This window comes from Psychrobacter sp. 4Bb (genome assembly GCF_002836735.1).
GTDB lineage: Bacteria > Pseudomonadota > Gammaproteobacteria > Pseudomonadales > Moraxellaceae > Psychrobacter.
The window spans coordinates 35,120-56,340 of the sequence record NZ_PJAS01000073.1; the positions used below are offsets into that span (position 1 = coordinate 35,120).

The window sequence follows — 21,221 nt, forward strand, 5'->3', positions numbered from 1 at the left end:
TTTGCATGACTGGCATCTTATAGCTGGCTTTAGAGCCTTTTATCGCATCTATTAACCGCAAGCGGCAAAATCTACTTCTTAAAATGGGCAGGGACTTTCCCAGTCCATCCAAGCACCCAGTACCGGATGCTTTAAACGCAATTGCTGTGCATGTAAGTTCAACCTCGGGGCTATCTCTAGTGCGGCACCTTCAGCATAAATCGGATCGCCAATCATCACATGATCGACATGCACCATATGTACGCGTAGCTGATGGCTGCGACCAGTGACTGGCTTTAGCATGACCCGAGTGACTGCCTCACCATTACAAGTTTCATGAGCCACAACTTCGTATAACGTCAACGCATGCTTTGACCAGTCGTGATCGACGATATGGCGCGGTTTGGTACTTGGCTCATAGCGCACTGGTACTGATATCTCACCAGTTGCGCCGACTTGCTCCCACTCACCAAAGACACGCGCTTGGTACTTCTTTTGCGGTAGACGTTCGATAAATTGCTTACTGATATTGGTTTGCGCTGCCGCATTTTTTGCAAAAATAAGCAGTCCCGACGTGTCCATATCTAAGCGGTGAATCAATTTGACGGCTGGATTGGCACGCTCAAGACGAGCAAGAAGACTGACTTTGAGTGTTTTACCATCGACGCTTAATAGGCCTGCAGGTTTATCAACCACCCAAATGTCATCGTCTTCATAAACCGTAATCTCTTGTGCAAAATTTTTAAAGAACTCAAGTGGATAAGCGCTTTCTTGGGCATTGAGGGCATTAACTTCTTCATCGGTAAAAGGCATAAATTTAACTACTTATATAAATTGGTTTTAAGATAAGGATTTTTGGTGGCTAATCTTTTGGACATGATAGCTATATTTGGCCCGATAGCCATTTTAAGAACAATGGTTATTTGGATAAAAGGGCAAAAATTTGGCTGATTTTTAACGTTATTAATATCGCTAGCTGCTAATCACTAGCTACTACGCAAACGAGGTATAAAGTACGACTTATATCGCACTGAGATATATACTTTGATAAGGATAATCGTATTAAATAACAGATTAGACACTCTTGTGCTGCACCGTTTCGATTTATTGTGCTAATACTAGTTGTTAAACAATTTAACCAGCCTGTATCTGTCAAATTAGGGCAAACATGTTAATATAATGGCACATTTTCACCCCTTCTAAACAATTCTTTGACCACCAACTGATTTATTATTAAACCAATATATAGGTTGATGAGTGGTGATAGAAGTAATAAAACAAGAGAGATAAAATTATGTCAGACCTTATTGTACATACTACCGACACAGACTTTGATCAAGACGTACTACAATCAGACGTACCTGTATTAGTAGACTTCTGGGCGCCATGGTGTGGTCCTTGTAAAGCCATCGCTCCTATTTTAGAAGATCTAGCGACTGAGTACCAAGGTAAAGTTAAAATCGTGAAAGTAGACGTAGACAACAACCCACAAGCGGCCAGCCGTTTTGGTATTCGTAACATCCCAACGCTATTTGTGTTCAAAGACGGCGAAAAAGTTGACTCAGTAATGGGCCTACAACCAAAAGCTGAATTGGCTAAAGTACTAGACAAGCATTTATAAGTTACATTTGCCAGCTCTAGGTTACCTTGAGCGGGTAAAATAGAATAACCGAGAAAGCCATTATCTGACCAAGATAGTGGCTTTTTTGCTTGTTTTTTGTGCAAAAAACTCGATAATATGACTTTTTTGGCAAAATTTATTGACAACGCTATTGTGAAGACCGTATAGTCTGCTGACAAGAGAAAACCAACTGTTTTCCTAAGTATCTTGTCGCTATTCTCCTCGTGTTTATCAACAAAAACACAATCGTCATTATAAACACCATTGCTGAACAAAATGACTAAACGCAATTACTGATATTGAGTTTTTGACGCAGACTCTTATGTAGCCTTTTTTATCCTTATTTCTTATTACCTTGCCTCCAATGATGGCAATGCGTACATAAGCAGACATATAAAACCAAAACTACATAAACTACAGCGCTGTGCACACACCCATATCATCATATTACCGTTATTTTAATCACTGTCGTGACTTGTGCTGCTAATGGCATCTCTCATCTGATCAATTGCTAATGACCTATCTATGAATCTTACTGAATTAAAGAAAAAATCAATCGCTGAGCTATTGGCTATCGCCAAAGAAATGGGTCTTGATAATATGGCTCGTAGCCGTAAACAGGACATTATCTTTGCTATTCTAAAAACCCATGCGCGTAACGGTGAAGCCATTTATGGTGACGGCGTACTTGAGGTTCTTCCTGATGGTTTTGGATTTTTGCGCTCATCAGAAGGCTCATATTTAGCCGGTCCTGATGATATTTATGTCAGCCCTAGCCAAATTCGCCGTTTCAGTCTAAAAACTGGTGACAGTATCGCTGGTACGATTCGTCCACCAAAAGATTCTGAGCGTTATTTTGCATTATTGAAAGTCGGCGAGATTAACTTTGATACGCCAGATCGCTCACGTCATAAGCTTATCTTTGAGAACCTGACACCCCTATTCCCAACTGAGCATTTAAAACTTGAGCTTGGTAACGGAACCACTGAAGATTTGACTGGTCGTATCATCGATCTAATCGCTCCGATTGGTAAAGGTCAGCGTTCTATCATCGTTGCACCGCCAAAAGCGGGTAAAACGATGTTGCTACAGACCATCGCACAATCAATCACTCGTAATAATCCTGAATGCTATTTGATCGTACTATTGATTGATGAGCGTCCAGAAGAAGTCACCGAGATGGTGCGTACAGTACGCGGTGAAGTGGTTGCTTCTACTTTTGATGAGCCGCCACAGCGTCACGTACAAGTCGCTGAAATGGTCATCGAAAAGGCTAAACGTTTGGTTGAACACAAGCAAGACGTGGTGATTTTACTTGATTCAATTACGCGTCTAGCACGTGCTTACAATACAGTCATCCCATCATCAGGCAAAGTATTGACGGGTGGTCTGGATGCCAATGCGCTTGAGCGTCCAAAACGTTTCTTTGGTGCTGCGCGTAACGTGGAAGAAGGTGGTAGTTTGACTATTATTGCCAGTGCATTGATTGATACTGGTAGTAAGATGGATAGCGTTATTTTTGAAGAATTTAAGGGAACGGGTAACCAAGAGATTACGCTTGAGCGTGACTTGGCTGAAAAACGTGTATTCCCTGCGATTAATATCAAAAAATCGGGCACACGCCGCGAAGAGCGTCTATTGGACGAAGACAAACTGCGTAAAGTATGGATCTTACGTAAACTACTTCAACCGATGGATGGCGTACAAGCCACTGAGTTCTTATTGGATCGCCTAAAAGAAGCGAAAACCAATGATGAATTCTTTGAGCAAATGAAGCGTAAATCACAAAACTAATTCTTAGTTAACTTGTTAAACATATTCAGCTTTGATTTGAAATTAAGACTACCTATAGGTAGTCTTTTTTATGACAGCATCAAAATATTAATAGTTAAACCCATTAAAACGTAATTTCTTCTGTCGTTTACAGCTATTGGTGATGATACAGTACGGCAACATCGCTTACATCTCGTTTGCAAAGTTTAGCGTTTTTACTACGACTATATTATTAGTAACCGACTATTATGACAGACAGTAGGAATATACTTGAAAATATCATGGACACAGTATTTTAAAGGTATTGTATTTTAAACTTGATGACTTAATAGGTGATAATATGAAATTTGCTAAAACGATCGCAATGACTGCAATTACTAGCTCAGCCCTAATCATGACTGGTTGTAACTCTTATAGCGGTATGAGCAACACAGCTAAAGGTGCTACCGCTGGCGCAGCAGCTGGTGCTCTTATTAGAAGCAAAGGCGACAGCAAAGATATCGCTCGTGGCGCATTGGCTGGTGCAGCGATTGGCGGTGCTGGTGGTTATGTTCTTGACAACAACTAAATCTTTCTACGCTGATATTATTTGACAATTGATTGAGTAATATCAGATAAAAGATAATAAAAATCCTGCAATTCGTTGCAGGATTTTTTATGTTTTAATTTTGATTATAAGTCCATTCGCTAGACTCATAATCAAAAACATCAGTATTAGAAATACATCGTTAGTCAAATACGTGACTATTAATATATATGGCCATTAAAGTGCACCACTGAACGTATCGCAAGATTGTACATTACCGCTTTCTAGACCACGGGTGAACCATTCGACACGTTGTTGACTGGTACCATGAGTAAAGTTGTCAGGCACTACTGCACCACCACTCGCTTTTGCTAGACGATCATCACCGATTTGACTAGCTGCATTCACCGCTTCATCAAGGTCACCAGCTTCTAAAAACTGTACGCGCTCTTGATTGCGCTGGGCCCATACACCAGCAAAACAATCCGCTTGCAACTCTTGCAATACTGATAGCTTATTGGACTGTGCTTGGGTCACTTGCTGACGAGCTTCATTGACTTGTTGGCTGATGCCCAATAACGTCTGAACATGATGACCTACCTCATGTGCTATCACGTAGGCCTGTGCGAAATCGCCAGCCTTACCTTGGTTCTCTTCACCACCAGAGCCTTGCTGATCGCCTGAAATACCAAGATTCTGACGCATCTCTACGAAGAATGACGTATCCAAATAAACAGTCTGATCCCCTGGACAATAAAATGGACCAGTTGCAGAGCTAGCACTACCACATGCCGAGCTAACCTGACCATTAAACAAAATCAATGACGGCTCTTGATAAGTACTACCAGCTTCATTAAAGATTTGATGCCAGACTTCTTCTGTATCTGCTAGTACAACTTTCACAAACTGCGTGTCTCGGTCTGTGCTGGTTGCAAGCTCGGTAGATGACTCACTACCACCGCCTGTGACCGCTTGTCCTGTCTGTAATGCGGTCATTGGGTTTACCCCAAATACCAACCATAAAATACCTGCGATGATAATACCGCCAATACCACCGCCGATCATCTTACCGCCACCTGTGCTAGAACGCACATTCGAGCTGCCTCGTCTACCTTGCCATTTCATAATTCTATTCCTCAAATATAGATTGATTCATTATTTCTATTAACCACTACTTCTATTAATCATTAATCATTACTTATGTTATATATTATTTGGCCAGTTAATTTACGCTATAACCTAGTCTACTATCCTAAAAGCAAGTAGAAACCTATAAAATTGCTAAATTAACTAGGAATTATGTAATATAGGACGATAATCGGACTATTTAATTCAATTCTTATCCATAAAAACGGGATTAATATCGACAATTCGAGTTAAAAGACAAGAGCAGAAAAGCGCTCAATCCCTCTGATGTCATTGATTATACGTCGATTAATCTAGATTCTTGTATTAAAAAGTATATCGAACAGACAAAGTAAAATATTATTTTAAACTTTATTGTTACTTAATTGTACAGGCTATTTCTATTTACTTGGAAAACCTATAGAATGCGTGGAAGCTGAGTAGCTGTGACTAAGACTAGTTGAATTCTGAGAAATCTCGGATTTCGACCTTTGTTGCTGCTACTGCTCATTTCATTTTTCCGGAGAAAACCATATGAAACTTAAATTACTTGCTCTAGCTGGTATCATGACTGCAACTATGGGCCTTACTGCCTGTGATAGCAGCAAAGAAAACGCTGCTGAAGATTTATCTGACGCGCAAGAAGAAGTGCAAGACGCTTCTGAAGAGCTAAACGAAGCTGCTGCTGAAGGCGAAATGACTGCTGATGCTGACGCTGCTGTTGCTGGCGCTGAAGCTGACATCGCTGATGCACAAGCTGCAACTGCTACTGACGAAATGGACGCTGAAGTTCCTGTAGACGGCGACACCACTAGCGTAGACGTAGCTAGCGAAACTGATACTGCTGCTGTTGAAGCTTCTGACGAAGTAGTAGTTGAAGAAGCTCAGTAATTTATTGTTCATACAATAGATAAACTGTAGTAAAAAAAAGAGAGCCTATGCTCTCTTTTTTTATGTCTATCATTTATGATTTTAGTAGGTTTCTACTTTATAGATAACTCTAATATACGACGCGTGCTGCAATATCGAAATATATAGATGTACGCAAAAATAACTAAGTGCAAATACGCACTAGCATTCTTATAAACTCACGATAAAACAGACACACTATCGTTCAGCGCAGTGCCAAACTAGGTATTAGCTATCAAACAAACGCTCGTCAACCTTCTGACGAAATTTCTGCCCTGTCTTAAAAGTAACCACACGGCGCGCGGATACTGCAACAGGCTCCCCTGTTTTCGGGTTACGGCCTGGACGGCTGTTTTTATCTTTAAGCTCAAAGTTGCCAAAGCCTGAAAGCTTGACCTCTTTGCCATCAATCAAACTCTCTGACAGCTCATCAAAAAAGTTCTCCACCAGACAGCGACCTTCTTGGCGTGTTAGGTTTAGGTGACTCATCAAATGCTCAATCATGTCAGATTTGGTTAAGGTGCTCACAGTACGACTCCTATGCTATGTCGTGATGTCGAATATCATGGTTTAGCGGTATGAGGGTTAAGGCTAGCTATTATAAAGGTTTTTTGACCGTTTTTTAACAAAGTCTTCATTAAAATCCTTTATTAATAACCACTTAACTTATTCTATGAATAGCAATGCTCCGTAGCCTCGTGGTAAAAAGACTACAGAGCATTGGGTATAATACTTACTAAATGTTAGCTGTCGCGCAGCTGTACAGAATGCTGGTCAGTTAGCGCTTGTACCACTTTATCTGTGGCAGTCTTGACGGCCTCGTCAGACAACGTTTGCGTACTATCTTGCCATATTAGTGCAAACGCTAGTGAGCGCTGACCTTCTGGTACTTTGTCACCTTGATAAACATCAAATAACCAAAGGTCAGTCAGCATATTGCCTGCCGCAGTTCTCACCGTTGTCTCTAGTGTCTGCAAACTGATGTCACTGTCTACCAAGATAGCAATATCACGGCGTACTTGTGGGAACTTGCTTGGTGTCGTGATAGCATGCTGCTCACGTGCAGTCGTCAATAGCGGTGCCAGTGACAATTGAGCGACCCATGTAGTAGGCAGATCTAATTGCTTAGCAGTATTTGGGTGCAACTGACCCAACCAACCAACATATATATCATCGATATATAACTCAGCGCTTTGTCCTGGATGCAGGAAGCTCAGCGTACTACGCTCGTAGCGGATACGTGCGCTATCTGTTTGAGCTGGTAATAGCTGCTCAATATCATGCTTTAGGTCATAAAAATCTAAAGCGCGGTTTTGATAAGCTTGCTCGCTCCATATATCACCAACTGCGACTAAAGCGATACTTGGCGTTTGTACTAAGTCACTAATGCTTTGTCCAACAAAGCTAAGACCTGTCTCAAAGAAGCGTACACGTGGCTGCTGACGATTCAAGTTATATTGCACGCAAGGCAATAGGCTCGATAGCAAGGTACGACGCATAACGGCTAAATCACTAGAGATAGGGTTTGCCAGTGCCAACACCTCTCCTAGCGCTTCGTCGTCAAGCAATGCTTCTAGTTTTGCATCACTAAAGCTAAAGCTAATCGCTTCCATATAGCCGTTGTCGACCAATGCGAGCTTCATCTCATGGGTCAAATCTGCAGTATCATCATAATCCATGCTGACTTGCAAATGTGGCAGGACGCTTGGAATATTGTCATAGCCATAGATACGAGCAATCTCTTCGATTAAATCCTCGCGGATACTCATATCAAAACGATAAGATGGCGGCTTGCAAATCAGTGAATCGCTCTGCTGCTCTACGTCAAAACCCAATTGGGTCAAGATACGTACCATCTCAGTTGGTTCAATATCAATCCCAATGACATCACGAACTTTCGCGATTGGCAATGTAATCGGTGCGCGTGCTGGCAAATGCTCAAGGTTTTCGGCCGTGACTATTTGACCTGCTTCCCCGCCAGTGATACTGGTGATTAAATCACAAGCTCGTGCCAACGCCAATGCTGGCAATTCAAAGTCGACGCCACGCTCAAAACGCTGTGATGCGTCCGTATGTAACCCAAAACGACGTGCGCGTGCAGCAATGGCTAGCTGATTAAAGAAAGCACTTTCTACAACGATATTGGTAGTGCTATCAGTGACACTGCTACGCTGACCACCCATAATACCAGCCAGTGCCAAGACACCTTTGTCATCAGCAATCACAAGTTCATCACCGGTCAAGGTAACGGTTTGCTCATTTAACAAAGTGATGGTTTCATCAGGCTGTGCCAAACGTACAACGATATCACCTTCGATCGTGTCTGCGTCAAACGCATGTAACGGTTGACCCAATTCCATCAATACATAGTTGGTCACATCGACCAAGAAGTTATGTGAACGTAGTCCTGATTGTACCAGCGCATCTTGCATCCATTTCGGAGTATCGATGCTACGATCAATATTGCGAATCGACTGCAACAGATAGCGAGGGCACGCTTCCTTTGCATCGACTGTCACAGCTGGTGTTGCGGCAGTGCCAGCGGTATTGGCCGAGATTTCTGGCGTTTGTACAGGTAAGTCGTTGATGACAGATATTTCACGAGCGATACCACGTACGCTAAAGCAATCACCACGGTTTGGGGTGATTGAGATATCCAATATTTGATTATCTAAACCTAGATATTCACGAATATCTGTACCAACTGGTGCATCTTCAGGCAGCTCAAGCAAACCATCTATATCATCGACTAAATCAATTTCAGAAGCGCCACATAGCATGCCATTTGAGGCCACACCGCGTAGCTTACTCTTTTTGATTTTAAACCCTTTCTTATCATCGCTTGGCAATACCGCACCAACGGTAGCTACCGGTGCTTTCATACCGACGGTCACATTAGGCGCGCCGCAGACAATTTGTAATGGCTCAGCGTCACCGATATTTACCTGAGTAACACGCAATTTATCTGCATCAGGATGCTGCTCAACGCTGATGACTTCACCGACAACCACACCGCTAAAAGCACGGGCAACCGCATAGCGATCATCAATCTCAAGACCTGCCATAGTCAACTGTTCGGCTAACTGTTCGCTAGTATTTGTAGGGTTTACCCACTGACGTAGCCACTGTTCGCTAATTTTCATAAATATCTCGGATCAGAATTTTATAATAAAGATGTTGGAGTGAAGCTTGGCGAATTCACTTGCTATAGTCAATCTTATATAAATTAGATACAGCGTCAGGCTCGCTCAGTCTACGATTTGTAGCACTTTCACTCGCCTTCCTTGCATCTAAAATAACTTAAACTGACTATATAGGTATAAGGAAAACTCTAGCCAAATTGCTTTAAGAAGCGCACGTCATTTTGGAAAAATAAGCGCAAGTCATCAATACCGTAATACAACATTGCAAAGCGCTCGATACCCATACCAAAAGCAAAGCCTGTGTATTTGTCGCTATCGATACCGCAATTGGTCAATACTTGTGGATGCACCATGCCGCAGCCCATCACTTCAAGCCATTTGCCGTTATCGTCTAAGATATCCACTTCCGCAGAAGGCTCAGTAAATGGGAAAAACGAAGGACGGAAACGTACGGTCAGCTCTTTGGCAAAGAACGCTTCTAGAAACTCACTGATTAAACCTTTTAGCTCAGCAAAAGTGCTCGACTCGGTGACCATAAGGCCTTCTAGCTGATGGAACATCGGCGAATGAGTTTGGTCTGAATCATTACGATAAACACGGCCTGGGCAAATGATGCGAATCGGCGGTTCGTTCTTTTCCATGGTACGAATCTGGACAGGACTGGTATGCGTACGCAGTAGATAATGCGCATCAAAATAAAAGGTATCGTGCATCGCGCGCGCAGGATGGTGCGACGGGATATTCAACGCTTCAAAATTATAGTAGTCGCTCTCGACTTCAGGACCGGTTGCGACATTGAAACCCGCTTGAATAAAGTACTGCTGCATACGCTGAGTAATCATAGTTACTGGATGCAGATGACCTTTTTGACCACCGCGAGCAGGCAAAGTAATATCAATACTCTCGGCCTCCAACTTGGCATTGAGCGCTGCGACTTCTAGTTGTTGCTGTTGATCGGTTAATGCTTGCTGAATGCGACTACGCACTTGATGCAACCAGCCGCCATAAGTTTTTTTATCATCAGCATCGAGCTTGCCCATTTGCTTTGACCAGCCCGTTAACGGACTCTTTTTACCAGTCAATTGCACACGTAAATCTTGCAGTGTACGCGCATCAGTTACTTGTAGGATTAGAGCTTCAGCAGCACTCGCAAATTCGGTAAGCTGAGCTTCGTTAAGCTCATTGAGCTCTGAAGACAAGGTCGGTAGCGCCGACAAGTCGTTGGTGGCAGCAGGGTTAGTCATAAGACGCATTATTCCTGATTTGAACGGACTATTAATTGTAGGGATTTGACCAGATATTGCAAACCATTTATCCAGCTATGTTTATATAAAAGATTAATATAAAGGCTGGTTATAAGAATGGCTTGAATATTTAGACGATGATAAGCGTATTTTTACTCTACAAAGTTCAATATAGAGCACGCTTAAAATAATTTAATATAAAAAAAGCCACCGACCAGCGGTAGCTTTTATTAATATCATACTATTAATCAATATTAGTCCTATCCATTTAGACAATTGCTTATAAATAATTATTTAAAAGCATCATACCTAAAGGACGGTTAATATTTAGGCCAATTCCGCTTTTGCTTTTTCGACCAATGCTGTGAAAGTCGCTGCATCATGCATAGCGATGTCTGCTAGAACGCGACGATCGATTGCGATGTTTGCTTTTTTCATGCCATTGATGAAGCGGCTATAGCTTAAGCCGTTTAAGCGTGCACCAGCATTGATACGTGCGATCCAAAGACGACGGAAAGTACGTTTCTTGTTGCGACGGTCACGATAAGCATATTGACCAGCTTTGGTCACTGCCTGTACCGCTACGCGGTAAACACGTGAACGGGCACCGTAGTAGCCTTTTGCGCGCTTTAAGATTTTTTTGTGACGGCGATTTGCCTGTACACCACGTTTTACACGGGCCATAATTTACTCCAAGATTTTTTAATCACTGTTAAGCGAGTGATGATGCTGTCAAATAACAAACATCATTGTCAGATTGCAAAGTCAAATATTTTCAATCAAAGATAGATGACGGTAGGCTATTAAATGTATGGGCACATACGACGAACTGCTGCTTCGTCAGACTTGTGCACCAACTTAAGACCACGCAATTGGCGAATACGCTTAGCTGATTTCTTGGTCAAAATATGGCTTTTGAATGCTTGCTTACGCTTGAAGCCATTCGCTGTTTTTTTGAAGCGTTTAGCTGCGCCGCTTCTGGTTTTCATCTTAACTTTCATGATGATTTGCCTCTTTTTCTGTTTTAGAACCTGGTCGTCAAATAGTCACACTGAATAATCGTTATATAAATAACCACTAAACCTCTATTTGCCTCGAGGTGGGAGGCGCTATTTTAGCAGATAGTGCCTTGTTTTGCCAAGTAAAGTTTTGGCGAGGTTTTAGTAGACAATATAGACAAGTAATCAGCATCAGATAAGCGATAGCAGCTCTCCTAAAAGCACCAATAAAATGGCTGATTTTTATCCAAATAGATTGAATGTCAGCCTAAGCTGTGCTTAAGTAGAGACTGAGCTATATCTTCATATCAACACTATTAAAACCACCTTATTTACCATGAATATTTAAGCTAGAATGCACAGTCATAACGACGATAACAATAACAGTGCTGATAACCTACGGCATGATAAATAGAACAATCTTTGGCCATCACTCTAGGAGATAGTGTGTCAAAACAAGAGTTAGTATTCGACGACGACTTGTTTGTTTTTGAGACAGTGATGCGTGTACGTCATACGGAAGCCGACGCAGGACAGCATATGACGGTAGAATCTCTGACAGCGCTATTGTCCGAAGCACGGCTAAGATTTCTATACGCTAGAGGTATCAAAGAAATCAACGCAGACCATCAAGGCTTGATTATTGATAAATTGCAGCTAGATATTGTGAGCCGTATCCGCGTACGAGAAGAGCTATTATTTGAAGTGGGTGTCGAGCCTATATATGATAATGGCGGTAATATAATCCTAAAAGTCGCGCGGATGCACACGGGCGAGATAGTAGCAAAAGCGCGCCAGCATTTTCTAGGTTACGACTTTAACCTCAACAAAGTGACTAAGCTTGATAACTCAATCAAAGAAGCGCTATATCCGCATTTATTTAGACTGTAGAATCGCTTGTTATAAATAGTATGCTGTTCATTTAGCATAATTGCACTCTATGGCGCATTTAGTTGACATGATGTTGCTAGCTGTCAGCATATTGCAGAGCATTTCAGATAATCTCCCCGCTTTAATCATAAGTAGTATAATTGCTTATCACTCTTTTTCACTTTCTACCTATAAGACGACAAATACATTATGACTTTACCTGCTTGGCTGACTGCCGTAACTTTTAATGATGATGGTTTGATTCCTGCAATTGCTCAAGATCATCAAACAGGTCGTATTTTGATGATGGCGTGGATGAATGCAGAAGCATTACAGCTCACTGCACAAACACAGACAGCGGTTTATTTTTCGCGCTCGCGAGCCAAGCTGTGGCATAAAGGTGAGTCATCAGGCCATACGCAAACCGTACATGATATTCGTCTAGACTGTGATGCAGATGTGATTGTGCTTAGTGTCACTCAGGCTGGCGGCATTGCTTGCCATACAGGACGTGAGTCTTGCTTTTATCAACGGTTGGATTTATCAGGTCAAACGCCTGAATGGCAGACCGTCGATAAAGTGCTAAAAGACCCTGCAGATATTTATCATTCTCATAAATCTACTAACGACACTTATGAAACGGAAAACACGGGCGCGAATACTGACTCTACTGATATGTCTCAATCACAATCTGATATTGCTCAAGCGCAAGTCGATAAAGCCTCTGTATTGCAGCAGCTTGATAGCGTATTAGCAGAGCGCAAACAAGCCGATGCCGACAGCTCTTATGTGGCCAGTCTGTATGCTAAAGGATTAAATAAGATATTAGAAAAAGTCGGTGAAGAGAGCACAGAGAGTATCATCGCTGCCAAAGATTTTGCTAACTGCGATGAGAGTACAGACAAAGCAAGCTACGATGAAGCGCGTCATGAGCTGATCTATGAAGTCGCCGATGTCTGGTTCCATACCTTGGTTGGACTGGCATGGTTTGATATAGAGTCGGATGCCGTGTTAAATGAGCTAGGCAGACGTTTTGGGTTATCAGGTATCGATGAAAAAGCCGCTAGATAAGCCTAAATAAAAAATAAACGTCTATTTTATTGGATTATTGTTGCTTTCACCTATTTGTAATAAGTGCAGGTTATAATATAGCTCTGTTTTATCTCGCATTATATGTCGATGCTTTTTGTTTGCTAGATAGACCCTTTTGCAAACTAAAAGCAGGCGTATAAAGACTGAAAACCAAGTCACAAAATCAGGTCACAAAACCAAGTCACAAGGATACCATTATGGGTAGTTTTTCTATTACACATTGGCTGATACTATTGGTCGTTGTCGTTGTCGTGTTTGGCACCTCAAAACTCAGAAATGCTGGTAAAGATTTGGGCGGTGCTGTCAAAGGCTTTAAAGAAGCTGTTAAAGATGAAAATACAGAGCATGCCAAAAAACACGCGGTTCTTGACCACGATGCAACGGCACACACTGAAGAGCGCTCAACCACCAAGGTTGATGATAAGCATAACGTATAGCATCTAAACAGTGACATCGGACCATTATGTTTGATATCGGGTTTTCTGAACTACTCCTCTTTGGCGTTATCGCCCTAATCGTACTGGGCCCAGAAAAACTGCCACAGGCAGCACGCACGGCTGGGCAATGGTATGCCAAAATTCGCCGTACAGTCTCAACATTGCAGTCTGAAATAGAGGCTGAGCTTGACTTGGCTGAGACACGTCAGCAAATGCAGAAAGAGCTCGCCAAAATTCGCCAGACTGAAGCCGAAATGAGGCGTGAAATGGCTGAAATGCGCGGCAATATGAAAGCTTTTGAAAGCTCACATAGTCCTGCTTCGATAGCTTCTGAAGCATCTACGAATGCTGAAAATAGTAAGGGTGACGAAGCTCATAAAAATAACCGCACACAAAAGCAGCAACCAGCCACGCCAAAAGCATTCGACTATGCTTATGCCACTGAAGAGCAGCCAGATACATTAGAAAATGGTCACTTATCGAAGCGCGGTCACAGCGGTGACGATGTGGATGATGCAAATGTAGGTGATGCAAATATAGGTGACAACGCCAAGGCAGCGCCAGTTGTTCAGACCATCACTACCCGTCCATGGGAAAACATGTGGTTTCGACTTGGTGCTTATGACAAAGCACGTCGGCTCCCAATGCCGCCATATGTGCCAAACTATAAAGCGGACGCTCTACTCAACAGTCCTGCCAACATGCAGACTTCTGACCATAAGCAGGAGACTGATTGATGTCATTATTCAAGCGCAAAAAAAGTCGTCAAGAGAAAATCGCTGTTTCTGCCGTTACTGACCCAAATGTCATCGATCAAGATGCCTTTAATAAAGATACTGGAACAAAAACCAGTACCACTCAAGATAAAAAATCAGATGATGTGTTAAGCCCTTTGGCTGATATGCCTATTACCGAGCATTTGATTGAGCTGCGTCGGCATTTGATCAAAATATGTGTGGCAGTACTGATAATATTTTTAGGTTTGGTCGGTTATTCGCGCGAGCTATATAACTTATTGTCTGACCCATTAGTTGCACAGTTACCTGCCAATTCGACCATGATTGCCACCGATATCACGTCAAACTTTATGGCACCGATACGTCTGACCGTATTCGTAGCCGCGTTTTTGGCGATGCCCTACATTCTTTATCAAATTTGGTCATTTGTAGCGCCCGGTCTGTATAAAAAAGAAAAGAAAATCGCTATTCCAGTGCTGCTATCCTCTATATTTTTGTTTTATGCTGGCGTGGCTTTTTCTTACTTTATTGTGCTCAAAGGGGTCTTAAAGTTCTTCATTATGTTTGCCCCGCAAAACGTACTACCCATGACGGATATCGATAGCTATCTCAGTTTTGCCTTAAAACTATTTATGGTATTTGGCTTAACGTTTGAGATTCCAGTCGTTACTTTGCTATTGATATTGGCAGGTATTGTCTCCATTCAGAGCTTAGAAGAAAAACGTCGTTATATCATTGTGGGCTGTTTTGCTGTGGCTGCCGTTGTCACGCCGCCAGATGGCGTATCGATGCTCATGTTGGCGATTCCGATGTGGTTATTGTTTGAGCTTGGTTTGTTTTTGGCGAAGATTCTAATCAAAGAAGAGCCCAGTCCTACTCTCGTATCGACAGACAAAGAATAAAACACTTATCAGTCTAATCTGGACTAAAATAAAGTTATTGATTACATATAGCTATGCGTTAAACTACCATTACACCGTTTTATTCTTGCCTCATTAGTAAGCTGATTGCTTATTATCACGTTTTAGCATCACCATCATCTATAAGCCATTGTTTACCCAGTGGCTTTTTTTGCCCCTTTTGTTTTTAATCAATTTTTGTATTTAGGTAGCTTTATTATGTCCGCATCTATGCCAGCTTATATGAGCGATCCCACTGACGAGCAGCTGAGCGCGCTGAATATGGCGATGGATCACAAGTCGTTTAAAGTGGTCGCTTATGCGGGCGCCGGTAAGACAACGACGCTCAAGCTAATCGGTGAGCGCTTACGTGGACGCGGACTATATCTGGCTTTTAACAAAGCGATTGCCAATGATGCTCGTTCAAAGTTTCCGCCGCATGTAGAGTGTCGTACTTTTCACTCATTAGCTTATCGTCATGTTGCTCGTGATATTACCGCCAAGCTATCTTTGCCACGATTTTCACCTAAGCGTCTCGGTGATGATTTAGGACTACAGCCTGTACAAGTACGTCGACAAATGGATGGGGTTAATAAATACATTACGCTGACACCCGCACGATTGTCTCGGTTCGTCAGCGATGCGGTAAGTAATTTTTGCAGCACGCATGCCAGCTACCCTGCGCCAAGGCACATACTCTTCCCAAGTTGGCTCGATGACTCAGATGCAGAGCAGCTGCGCGAGATGCTCTACCCCGCTGTTGAGCAGCGCTGGTTACAGTCGATTGATGCGCGTCACCCTGCTGGTATTGGCCATGATATTTATCTCAAGCTTTGGGCGTTGTCTAAGCCCAGTATTCCAGCGGACTTTATCTTATTTGATGAAGCCCAAGATGCCGATCCCTTGATGATGGGTATCTTGACTCAGCAGTCGAGACAAGTCATCTATGTGGGCGATGCACACCAGCAGATTTATGAATGGCGCGGTGCGGTCAATGCGATGAAAAAACTGCCGCTACCGCAGACATTATTGACACAGTCTTTTCGCTTTGGCGAGCCGATTGCAGAAGTGGCCAATACCTTATTAAAAGCGCTACAAGAAGACGTACCGCTAAAGGGTAATCCAAACAAGCAATCCTCTACCGATAAGGGCATGGTACACAGTAAGAAAGATGCTATTTTGTGCCGTACCAATGCTGCTGCCATGTCGCAACTGTTGACAGGATTAAAACACGGGCATCGCGTGGCGCTACAAGCGGATACCGACCGTATGCTCAAATTCTGTCAGGCAGCCGAAAACTTAAAAAATGGTAAATCGGCTTACGGTGTACCTGAGCTGGCTTATTTTTATAATTGGGGTGATGTGCAAGAGTACGCCGAAACCAATGAGGGTAGCGACCTCAAAACACTGGTCAAACTGGTCGATGACCATGGTACTAATGTACTAAGCCAAGCGGTCAATAGTCTGACTAGCATTGAAAACGCTGACTATGTCATCTCTACTGCTCATAAAGCCAAAGGGCTTGAATGGGGAAAAGTACAACTAGATGATGATTTTTACTACGATGTGACAACCAATGCAGTCAAGATCAGTCCAGAAGAGCTGCGTTTGCTTTATGTTGCTTGCACGCGTGCGCAAAGCAATTTGGATATTCACAATATTAAAGACTTGATATCAGGATTACAGACGGGCAAAAAAGTGATTTTTGGTAATACTTAATTACCCTCCACCTTTGTCAGCCTCAAGTTTTATTCAATCTCTCATAGTGACCCTTTAGCAGTGAATCACCAGCATGAATAATAACCAACAACTTCAAACGCGTCAAAATACCATTAATCAGTTATTTGCGACTCCCGTGCGTTTGCTCGCGCCTATGGAAGGCTTGACCGATCCATTAATGCGCCAAATCTTAACCCAAATTGCGTCTGACTTGGATCGTCCTTATGATTGGTCGGTTAGCGAATTTATCCGTATCACTCAGCACGTCTTGCCTGCACATGTGTTTTATAAATATGTGCCTGAGCTACATCATGATGCCAAAACAGCCTCTGGTACGCCCATTCATGTACAGATTTTGGGTAGCGAAGCACAGCTTATGGCCGAAAACGCCGCGTACGCTTGTGAGCTTGGTGCGCCTGCTATCGATATCAACTTTGGCTGTCCTGCAAAAACGGTCAATAGCCATCGCGGTGGTTCTGTATTGTTAGATGAACCTGAAACCATGTATCAGATTATCAGTGCCGTACGCCAAGCCGTTCCCGCCCATATACCAGTATCAGCTAAGATTCGTCTGGGCTATACCGACACCAGTCGAATGGATGATATTCGTGGAGCGATTAACGACAGTGGCGCTGATTGGCTCACCATCCATGCACGCACTAAAACCCAAGGCTATAAGCCGCCTGCCTATTGGGATAAAATTCAGAGTTTTAATGCGCTCGATATTCCAGTCATTGCCAATGGAGAAATTTGGAACATTGAACATGCGCAGAACTGTATGACACAAGCAGGTACACCGCATTTGATGTTAGGTCGCGGCGCAGTAACGCGTCCTGATTTAGTGGCACAGGTTGATAATGATACTAAAAACAGTACTGATAGCGTAGAGAATACGGCTACATTGTTATGGCAAGATTTGATCGCCCATCAAATTAAGTTTTTGGAAGGTGAGGCAAAGAACGATGTGGTATTGGTTGGGCGTTATAAACAGTGGTTAGGGATGCTCACCAAAGGCTATGCTGAGGCGCAAACAGTATGGGAAAGTATCAAACGAGAAAAAAATAAAGCGGTGATTATTAGCGCCCTACAAGCAAGTGTACGAGATTAATCACCTGCTTGTATTTGAGCGTTTTGGCAGTTACGGGTATTTTTACTAGGGTGTGTCCTCATTTCAAAAATGGAGATAAAAATGAGATAAATTGCCGTTAAACGAGAAAAATAGCGTAGATAATATCGAGATACTAGCAAGCGATTTGACGCTGTTTGGCAAAATTTAGCCATTTTTAATCCGTTTAAATAACTGTCATTTGAATTGAGGGCATGCCCTAGACGCTGACTCGTATCGCTAAATAAAATAGCATCAGACAGCAGGCTATTGATAATACCCAGAGGATAGAGCGGAACATTGCCAAGTTAGTAATATATGCCACACAAAAACCAATTCGTATCATCACATACAGCCAAGCCAATACGTTGATAATCGACTGCGGTACAAAGAACAGCATAGCAACTATCACCGCCGCCAAAAACACTGGCAAGGTTTCATAACTGTTTTGTTGTGCTGCATTAGCACGTGCTGCCATGCCTGTCGCATTTTGAAAAAATTCGCGAGGATGTGCATTATTTCTGATTCTAAAGCCACCAGATACTTTTGCAACGATTGACACCGCCCATGGTAGTAGGCTTGCTACCACCATGGCCAAAATGGCAGACGCCACTTTATCAGTTACCAACTCAAAGAATGCACTTATCATTATATAAGTCCCTAGCCTGCAACCACTTCGAAATCATGGGTGATATTGACCCCACCTGCTACTAGCATACGGCTGGCAGAACAGTATTTTTCTGCTGATAACTGGATAGCTTTTTCGACTTGTTTTTCTTTGACATCTTGACCAGTGACAACGAAATGCATATGAATATCGGTATAGACCGCTGGTACGGTTTCAGCGCGCTGGGCGGTTAGCTCACAACGTACATCCGTCACTGCTTGGCGTGATTTTTGTAAAATCTCTACGACATCATAACTGGCGCAACCACCTAGTCCTAGCAAAATCAGCTCCATTGGGCTTGAGCCTTTCTCTTTATCAGCATCGATTTGTACATTATGTCCTGATGGTGACACACCCATAAAAGCTTTTTTCTCTTGCCATATGACGCTTGCTTTTGATTCTGACATTGTAGATGTTCCTTATTTTAAATGGCGTATTGCCTATTATTATTGTGTGAATAATATATTGCCCAGCTAGTGTAGCATAAGCCAAAGCAAGATTTTATAGGCTCATTGTTTTGCTGCTAACTCACCAGTGAAATCTGTACTTTTATCACTTTATACATATCGGAATAGTGGAGTTCGATAGTTTACTGAATAATCGTATGTCCATCCGCCTATTACTACTCTTCGACACTTGCCTAAAAATACTGTATAAAAACCTACAAAAGTTTGCTTATAAATAGTTGATTTTAAAAGGTAAAACTCGTGAAACATTTTATAGCAAAATACTGTTACACATTTTGCTTGTTTCTTGGTTTAATAACGGTAATGAATCTTGTTTTGAGCGAATATCGATAACAATCACCTTATAATAATTACGATTGCTGTCACGGTTTCAAGTCAAAACAAGCTATTTTTAAACAAATTAAAAGGTTTAGTCATGATAGATGCAGACGGCTTTCGCGCCAACGTCGGCATCATCTTGGCAAATACACAAGGGCAGGTTCTGTGGGCAAAACGTATTGGTCACAACGCTTGGCAATTTCCGCAGGGTGGTATCGACCGCGGGGAGACGCCGATGGATGCAATGTATCGCGAGCTCTGGGAAGAGGTCGGCTTACATCCGCGTCACGTAGACTTATTGGCAGTCACGCAAGACTGGTTGCGCTATCGTTTGCCAAAACGTTATGTACGTCATGGTCAGCATCCCTTATGTATTGGGCAAAAACAAAAATGGTTTTTGCTACGCTTAGATGAGCCAAATACTCAACATATCCGCTTTGATGAAGGGAAACCTGAATTTGACCATTGGCAATGGGTCAGCTACTGGTATCCACTCGGACAAGTAATCCACTTTAAACGAGGCGTTTATCGTCGTGCCTTGCAAGAATTGGTACGCGAACTCCCTCTGAAGCAAGAGCTGATCATTCCTGAGCAAAATAATCATCTGCTTATGTAATGAGTCACTCAATAGTACAATGCAAAACACCCACGATAATAGCTAGAATGTTAGCAATTACCGTGGGTGTTTTTTTTATTATCTATTAACGGTCACTTTGAATGACTATCAAACTCTCGGCTAATAATATTAGCCGTGTAGTTTGCACCCGTATCTCTTTCTTTGCGCAACGTTAAGAGGCTTTGAGTGCGGGTACCATAAGTAGGTTTGCTAGTTTCAGTATCGCCAAAAGCGACGGGTTCAATATAAACAGACGATAACATCTGCTCTACTTCAAATGCCACGCCAGTAACAGGCAGTTTGTCTTCTGGTGCTTTGGTACTATCTGACAAGACATTGAAAGCCGCCTCTTGCCAGTACGCAGGTGAGCTATCCTCTGCAATCAATGGCAGCACTTCTTGACGTAGTCGCCCGCGCAACCACTCTGTCTTAAACCAGCTGTCCTCTGGTTGTCCATTAGAGATAACATACAGACCTGAGTATAATGGCGTGGGTGCATGGCCACGATTATTAACGATCACAGCTTGCGCAGCGTCACCAATGATCAGGTTAAAGCCCGCATAATCTTGCAAATCAATCTGCCGTGCAAAATCCATCGGACTTAGAGTCCCTGTCAAGAATTCAGTGACCAGCGCGCCACGTGAGCGCTCATCACTGCTTGCCTGTACACCGTCACGAAAGTTCAATACCGCAGCCCAACGCCCATTTTGTTCATAATACTCTGGACTCTGCGCTGGTGACACTTGCTGATGAATGCCTAACCACGTACCACCGCTTTGTTTATCGCGTCCAGCATAGATAGGTTGGTCAGACCACTGGTGGAGCGGCTCAGTTGGGCGCTGCAAAAACTCATCACGATTAGACAGTAGTACCAGTGGTAACTCATCAAATAATTGCCAAGCAATAGCGACAATACACATAGCTTTCCTTTTATAATAATTTTCGTTATGCGGGTAATTCTTAATAGAGGCAAAGA

The 21,221-nt window shown here is 42.7% G+C and carries 22 protein-coding genes; 12 read left to right on the forward strand and 10 right to left on the reverse strand.

Annotated features, from left to right (window positions below):
• Positions 1-78 precede the first annotated feature (78 nt).
• Positions 79-792, reverse strand: coding sequence for an RluA family pseudouridine synthase (locus CXF60_RS11625; RefSeq protein WP_057761926.1), 714 nt, complete (start codon positions 790-792; stop codon positions 79-81).
• Positions 793-1,273: 481 nt separating this feature from the next.
• Here CXF60_RS11625 and trxA point away from each other — a divergent pair, with 481 nt between their 5' ends.
• From trxA to CXF60_RS11640, 3 genes are all read left to right on the forward strand, one after another.
• Positions 1,274-1,600 carry a thioredoxin gene (trxA, locus tag CXF60_RS11630; RefSeq protein ID WP_057761928.1) on the forward strand — a complete coding sequence of 109 codons (327 nt, stop codon included), beginning with the start codon at positions 1,274-1,276 and terminating at the stop codon, positions 1,598-1,600.
• 525 nt (positions 1,601-2,125) lie between these two features.
• Positions 2,126-3,394 (forward strand): transcription termination factor Rho, encoded by a 1,269-nt coding sequence (gene rho, locus CXF60_RS11635; protein WP_055125334.1) that lies wholly within the window; start codon positions 2,126-2,128, stop codon positions 3,392-3,394.
• Between the two features lie 319 nt (positions 3,395-3,713).
• Complete coding sequence (locus tag CXF60_RS11640; protein WP_101204904.1) at positions 3,714-3,941, forward strand: hypothetical protein; 228 nt, start codon at positions 3,714-3,716, stop codon at positions 3,939-3,941.
• 195 nt (positions 3,942-4,136) lie between these two features.
• Here the strand turns inward: CXF60_RS11640 and CXF60_RS11645 are convergent, their stop codons facing one another.
• Complete coding sequence (locus tag CXF60_RS11645) at positions 4,137-5,024, reverse strand: KPN_02809 family neutral zinc metallopeptidase (RefSeq protein ID WP_102092076.1); 888 nt, start codon at positions 5,022-5,024, stop codon at positions 4,137-4,139.
• A 534-nt stretch (positions 5,025-5,558) separates the two neighbouring features.
• Between CXF60_RS11645 and CXF60_RS11650 the strand changes: the two genes are divergently transcribed.
• Positions 5,559-5,915, forward strand: coding sequence for a hypothetical protein (locus CXF60_RS11650; protein WP_057761933.1), 357 nt, complete (start codon positions 5,559-5,561; stop codon positions 5,913-5,915).
• Between the two features lie 246 nt (positions 5,916-6,161).
• Here the strand turns inward: CXF60_RS11650 and CXF60_RS11655 are convergent, their stop codons facing one another.
• The 5 genes from CXF60_RS11655 to rpmI form a co-directional block, all read right to left on the reverse strand.
• Positions 6,162-6,461 (reverse strand): integration host factor subunit alpha, encoded by a 300-nt coding sequence (locus CXF60_RS11655; protein WP_057761935.1) that lies wholly within the window; start codon positions 6,459-6,461, stop codon positions 6,162-6,164.
• 215 nt (positions 6,462-6,676) lie between these two features.
• Positions 6,677-9,076, reverse strand: a complete 2,400-nt coding sequence (gene pheT / locus CXF60_RS11660) for a phenylalanine--tRNA ligase subunit beta (protein WP_102092077.1) — start codon at positions 9,074-9,076, stop codon at positions 6,677-6,679.
• A 188-nt stretch (positions 9,077-9,264) separates the two neighbouring features.
• The gene (gene pheS, locus CXF60_RS11665) at positions 9,265-10,320 is read right to left on the reverse strand and encodes a phenylalanine--tRNA ligase subunit alpha (protein ID WP_101204929.1); all 1,056 of its coding nucleotides are present in this window, start codon (positions 10,318-10,320) and stop codon (positions 9,265-9,267) included.
• Positions 10,321-10,647: 327 nt separating this feature from the next.
• Complete coding sequence (gene rplT, locus CXF60_RS11670) at positions 10,648-11,004, reverse strand: 50S ribosomal protein L20 (protein ID WP_011281252.1); 357 nt, start codon at positions 11,002-11,004, stop codon at positions 10,648-10,650.
• 119 nt (positions 11,005-11,123) lie between these two features.
• The gene (gene rpmI / locus CXF60_RS11675) at positions 11,124-11,321 is read right to left on the reverse strand and encodes a 50S ribosomal protein L35 (protein WP_057761939.1); all 198 of its coding nucleotides are present in this window, start codon (positions 11,319-11,321) and stop codon (positions 11,124-11,126) included.
• 444 nt (positions 11,322-11,765) lie between these two features.
• On the opposite strand from rpmI, the gene CXF60_RS11680 reads away from it, so the two are divergent.
• The 7 genes from CXF60_RS11680 to CXF60_RS11710 all read left to right on the forward strand — a co-directional run bounded on the left by CXF60_RS11680 (position 11,766) and on the right by CXF60_RS11710 (position 18,180).
• Positions 11,766-12,209 carry an acyl-CoA thioesterase gene (locus tag CXF60_RS11680; RefSeq protein WP_102092078.1) on the forward strand — a complete coding sequence of 148 codons (444 nt, stop codon included), beginning with the start codon at positions 11,766-11,768 and terminating at the stop codon, positions 12,207-12,209.
• A 189-nt stretch (positions 12,210-12,398) separates the two neighbouring features.
• Positions 12,399-13,259, forward strand: a complete 861-nt coding sequence (gene hisIE / locus CXF60_RS11685) for a bifunctional phosphoribosyl-AMP cyclohydrolase/phosphoribosyl-ATP diphosphatase HisIE (RefSeq protein WP_102092079.1) — start codon at positions 12,399-12,401, stop codon at positions 13,257-13,259.
• Between the two features lie 218 nt (positions 13,260-13,477).
• Positions 13,478-13,717 carry a Sec-independent protein translocase subunit TatA gene (gene tatA, locus CXF60_RS11690; RefSeq protein WP_057761945.1) on the forward strand — a complete coding sequence of 80 codons (240 nt, stop codon included), beginning with the start codon at positions 13,478-13,480 and terminating at the stop codon, positions 13,715-13,717.
• A 26-nt stretch (positions 13,718-13,743) separates the two neighbouring features.
• Complete coding sequence (gene tatB / locus CXF60_RS11695; RefSeq protein ID WP_102092080.1) at positions 13,744-14,454, forward strand: Sec-independent protein translocase protein TatB; 711 nt, start codon at positions 13,744-13,746, stop codon at positions 14,452-14,454.
• On the forward strand, positions 14,454-15,356 hold the full coding sequence (gene tatC / locus CXF60_RS11700; protein ID WP_102092081.1) for a twin-arginine translocase subunit TatC: 903 nt from the start codon (positions 14,454-14,456) through the stop codon (positions 15,354-15,356). Before tatB ends, tatC begins: the two co-directional genes overlap by 1 nt.
• 216 nt (positions 15,357-15,572) lie before the next feature.
• Positions 15,573-17,072, forward strand: a complete 1,500-nt coding sequence (locus tag CXF60_RS11705; RefSeq protein WP_057761950.1) for a UvrD-helicase domain-containing protein — start codon at positions 15,573-15,575, stop codon at positions 17,070-17,072.
• A gap of 73 nt (positions 17,073-17,145) precedes the next feature.
• Positions 17,146-18,180: a tRNA dihydrouridine synthase gene (locus CXF60_RS11710; RefSeq protein ID WP_102092082.1), complete on the forward strand. Its 1,035-nt coding sequence runs from the start codon at positions 17,146-17,148 to the stop codon at positions 18,178-18,180.
• Between the two features lie 217 nt (positions 18,181-18,397).
• Here the strand turns inward: CXF60_RS11710 and CXF60_RS11715 are convergent, their stop codons facing one another.
• Both CXF60_RS11715 and CXF60_RS11720 read right to left on the reverse strand, forming a co-directional pair.
• Positions 18,398-18,826: an MAPEG family protein gene (locus tag CXF60_RS11715; RefSeq protein ID WP_416376883.1), complete on the reverse strand. Its 429-nt coding sequence runs from the start codon at positions 18,824-18,826 to the stop codon at positions 18,398-18,400.
• 11 nt (positions 18,827-18,837) lie between these two features.
• Complete coding sequence (locus tag CXF60_RS11720) at positions 18,838-19,251, reverse strand: OsmC family protein (RefSeq protein WP_102092083.1); 414 nt, start codon at positions 19,249-19,251, stop codon at positions 18,838-18,840.
• A 475-nt stretch (positions 19,252-19,726) separates the two neighbouring features.
• Here CXF60_RS11720 and CXF60_RS11725 point away from each other — a divergent pair, with 475 nt between their 5' ends.
• Positions 19,727-20,245 (forward strand): RNA pyrophosphohydrolase, encoded by a 519-nt coding sequence (locus tag CXF60_RS11725; RefSeq protein WP_057761956.1) that lies wholly within the window; start codon positions 19,727-19,729, stop codon positions 20,243-20,245.
• Between the two features lie 92 nt (positions 20,246-20,337).
• Here the strand turns inward: CXF60_RS11725 and CXF60_RS11730 are convergent, their stop codons facing one another.
• On the reverse strand, positions 20,338-21,165 hold the full coding sequence (locus CXF60_RS11730) for an NRDE family protein (protein ID WP_102092084.1): 828 nt from the start codon (positions 21,163-21,165) through the stop codon (positions 20,338-20,340).
• Positions 21,166-21,221: the final 56 nt, after the last annotated feature.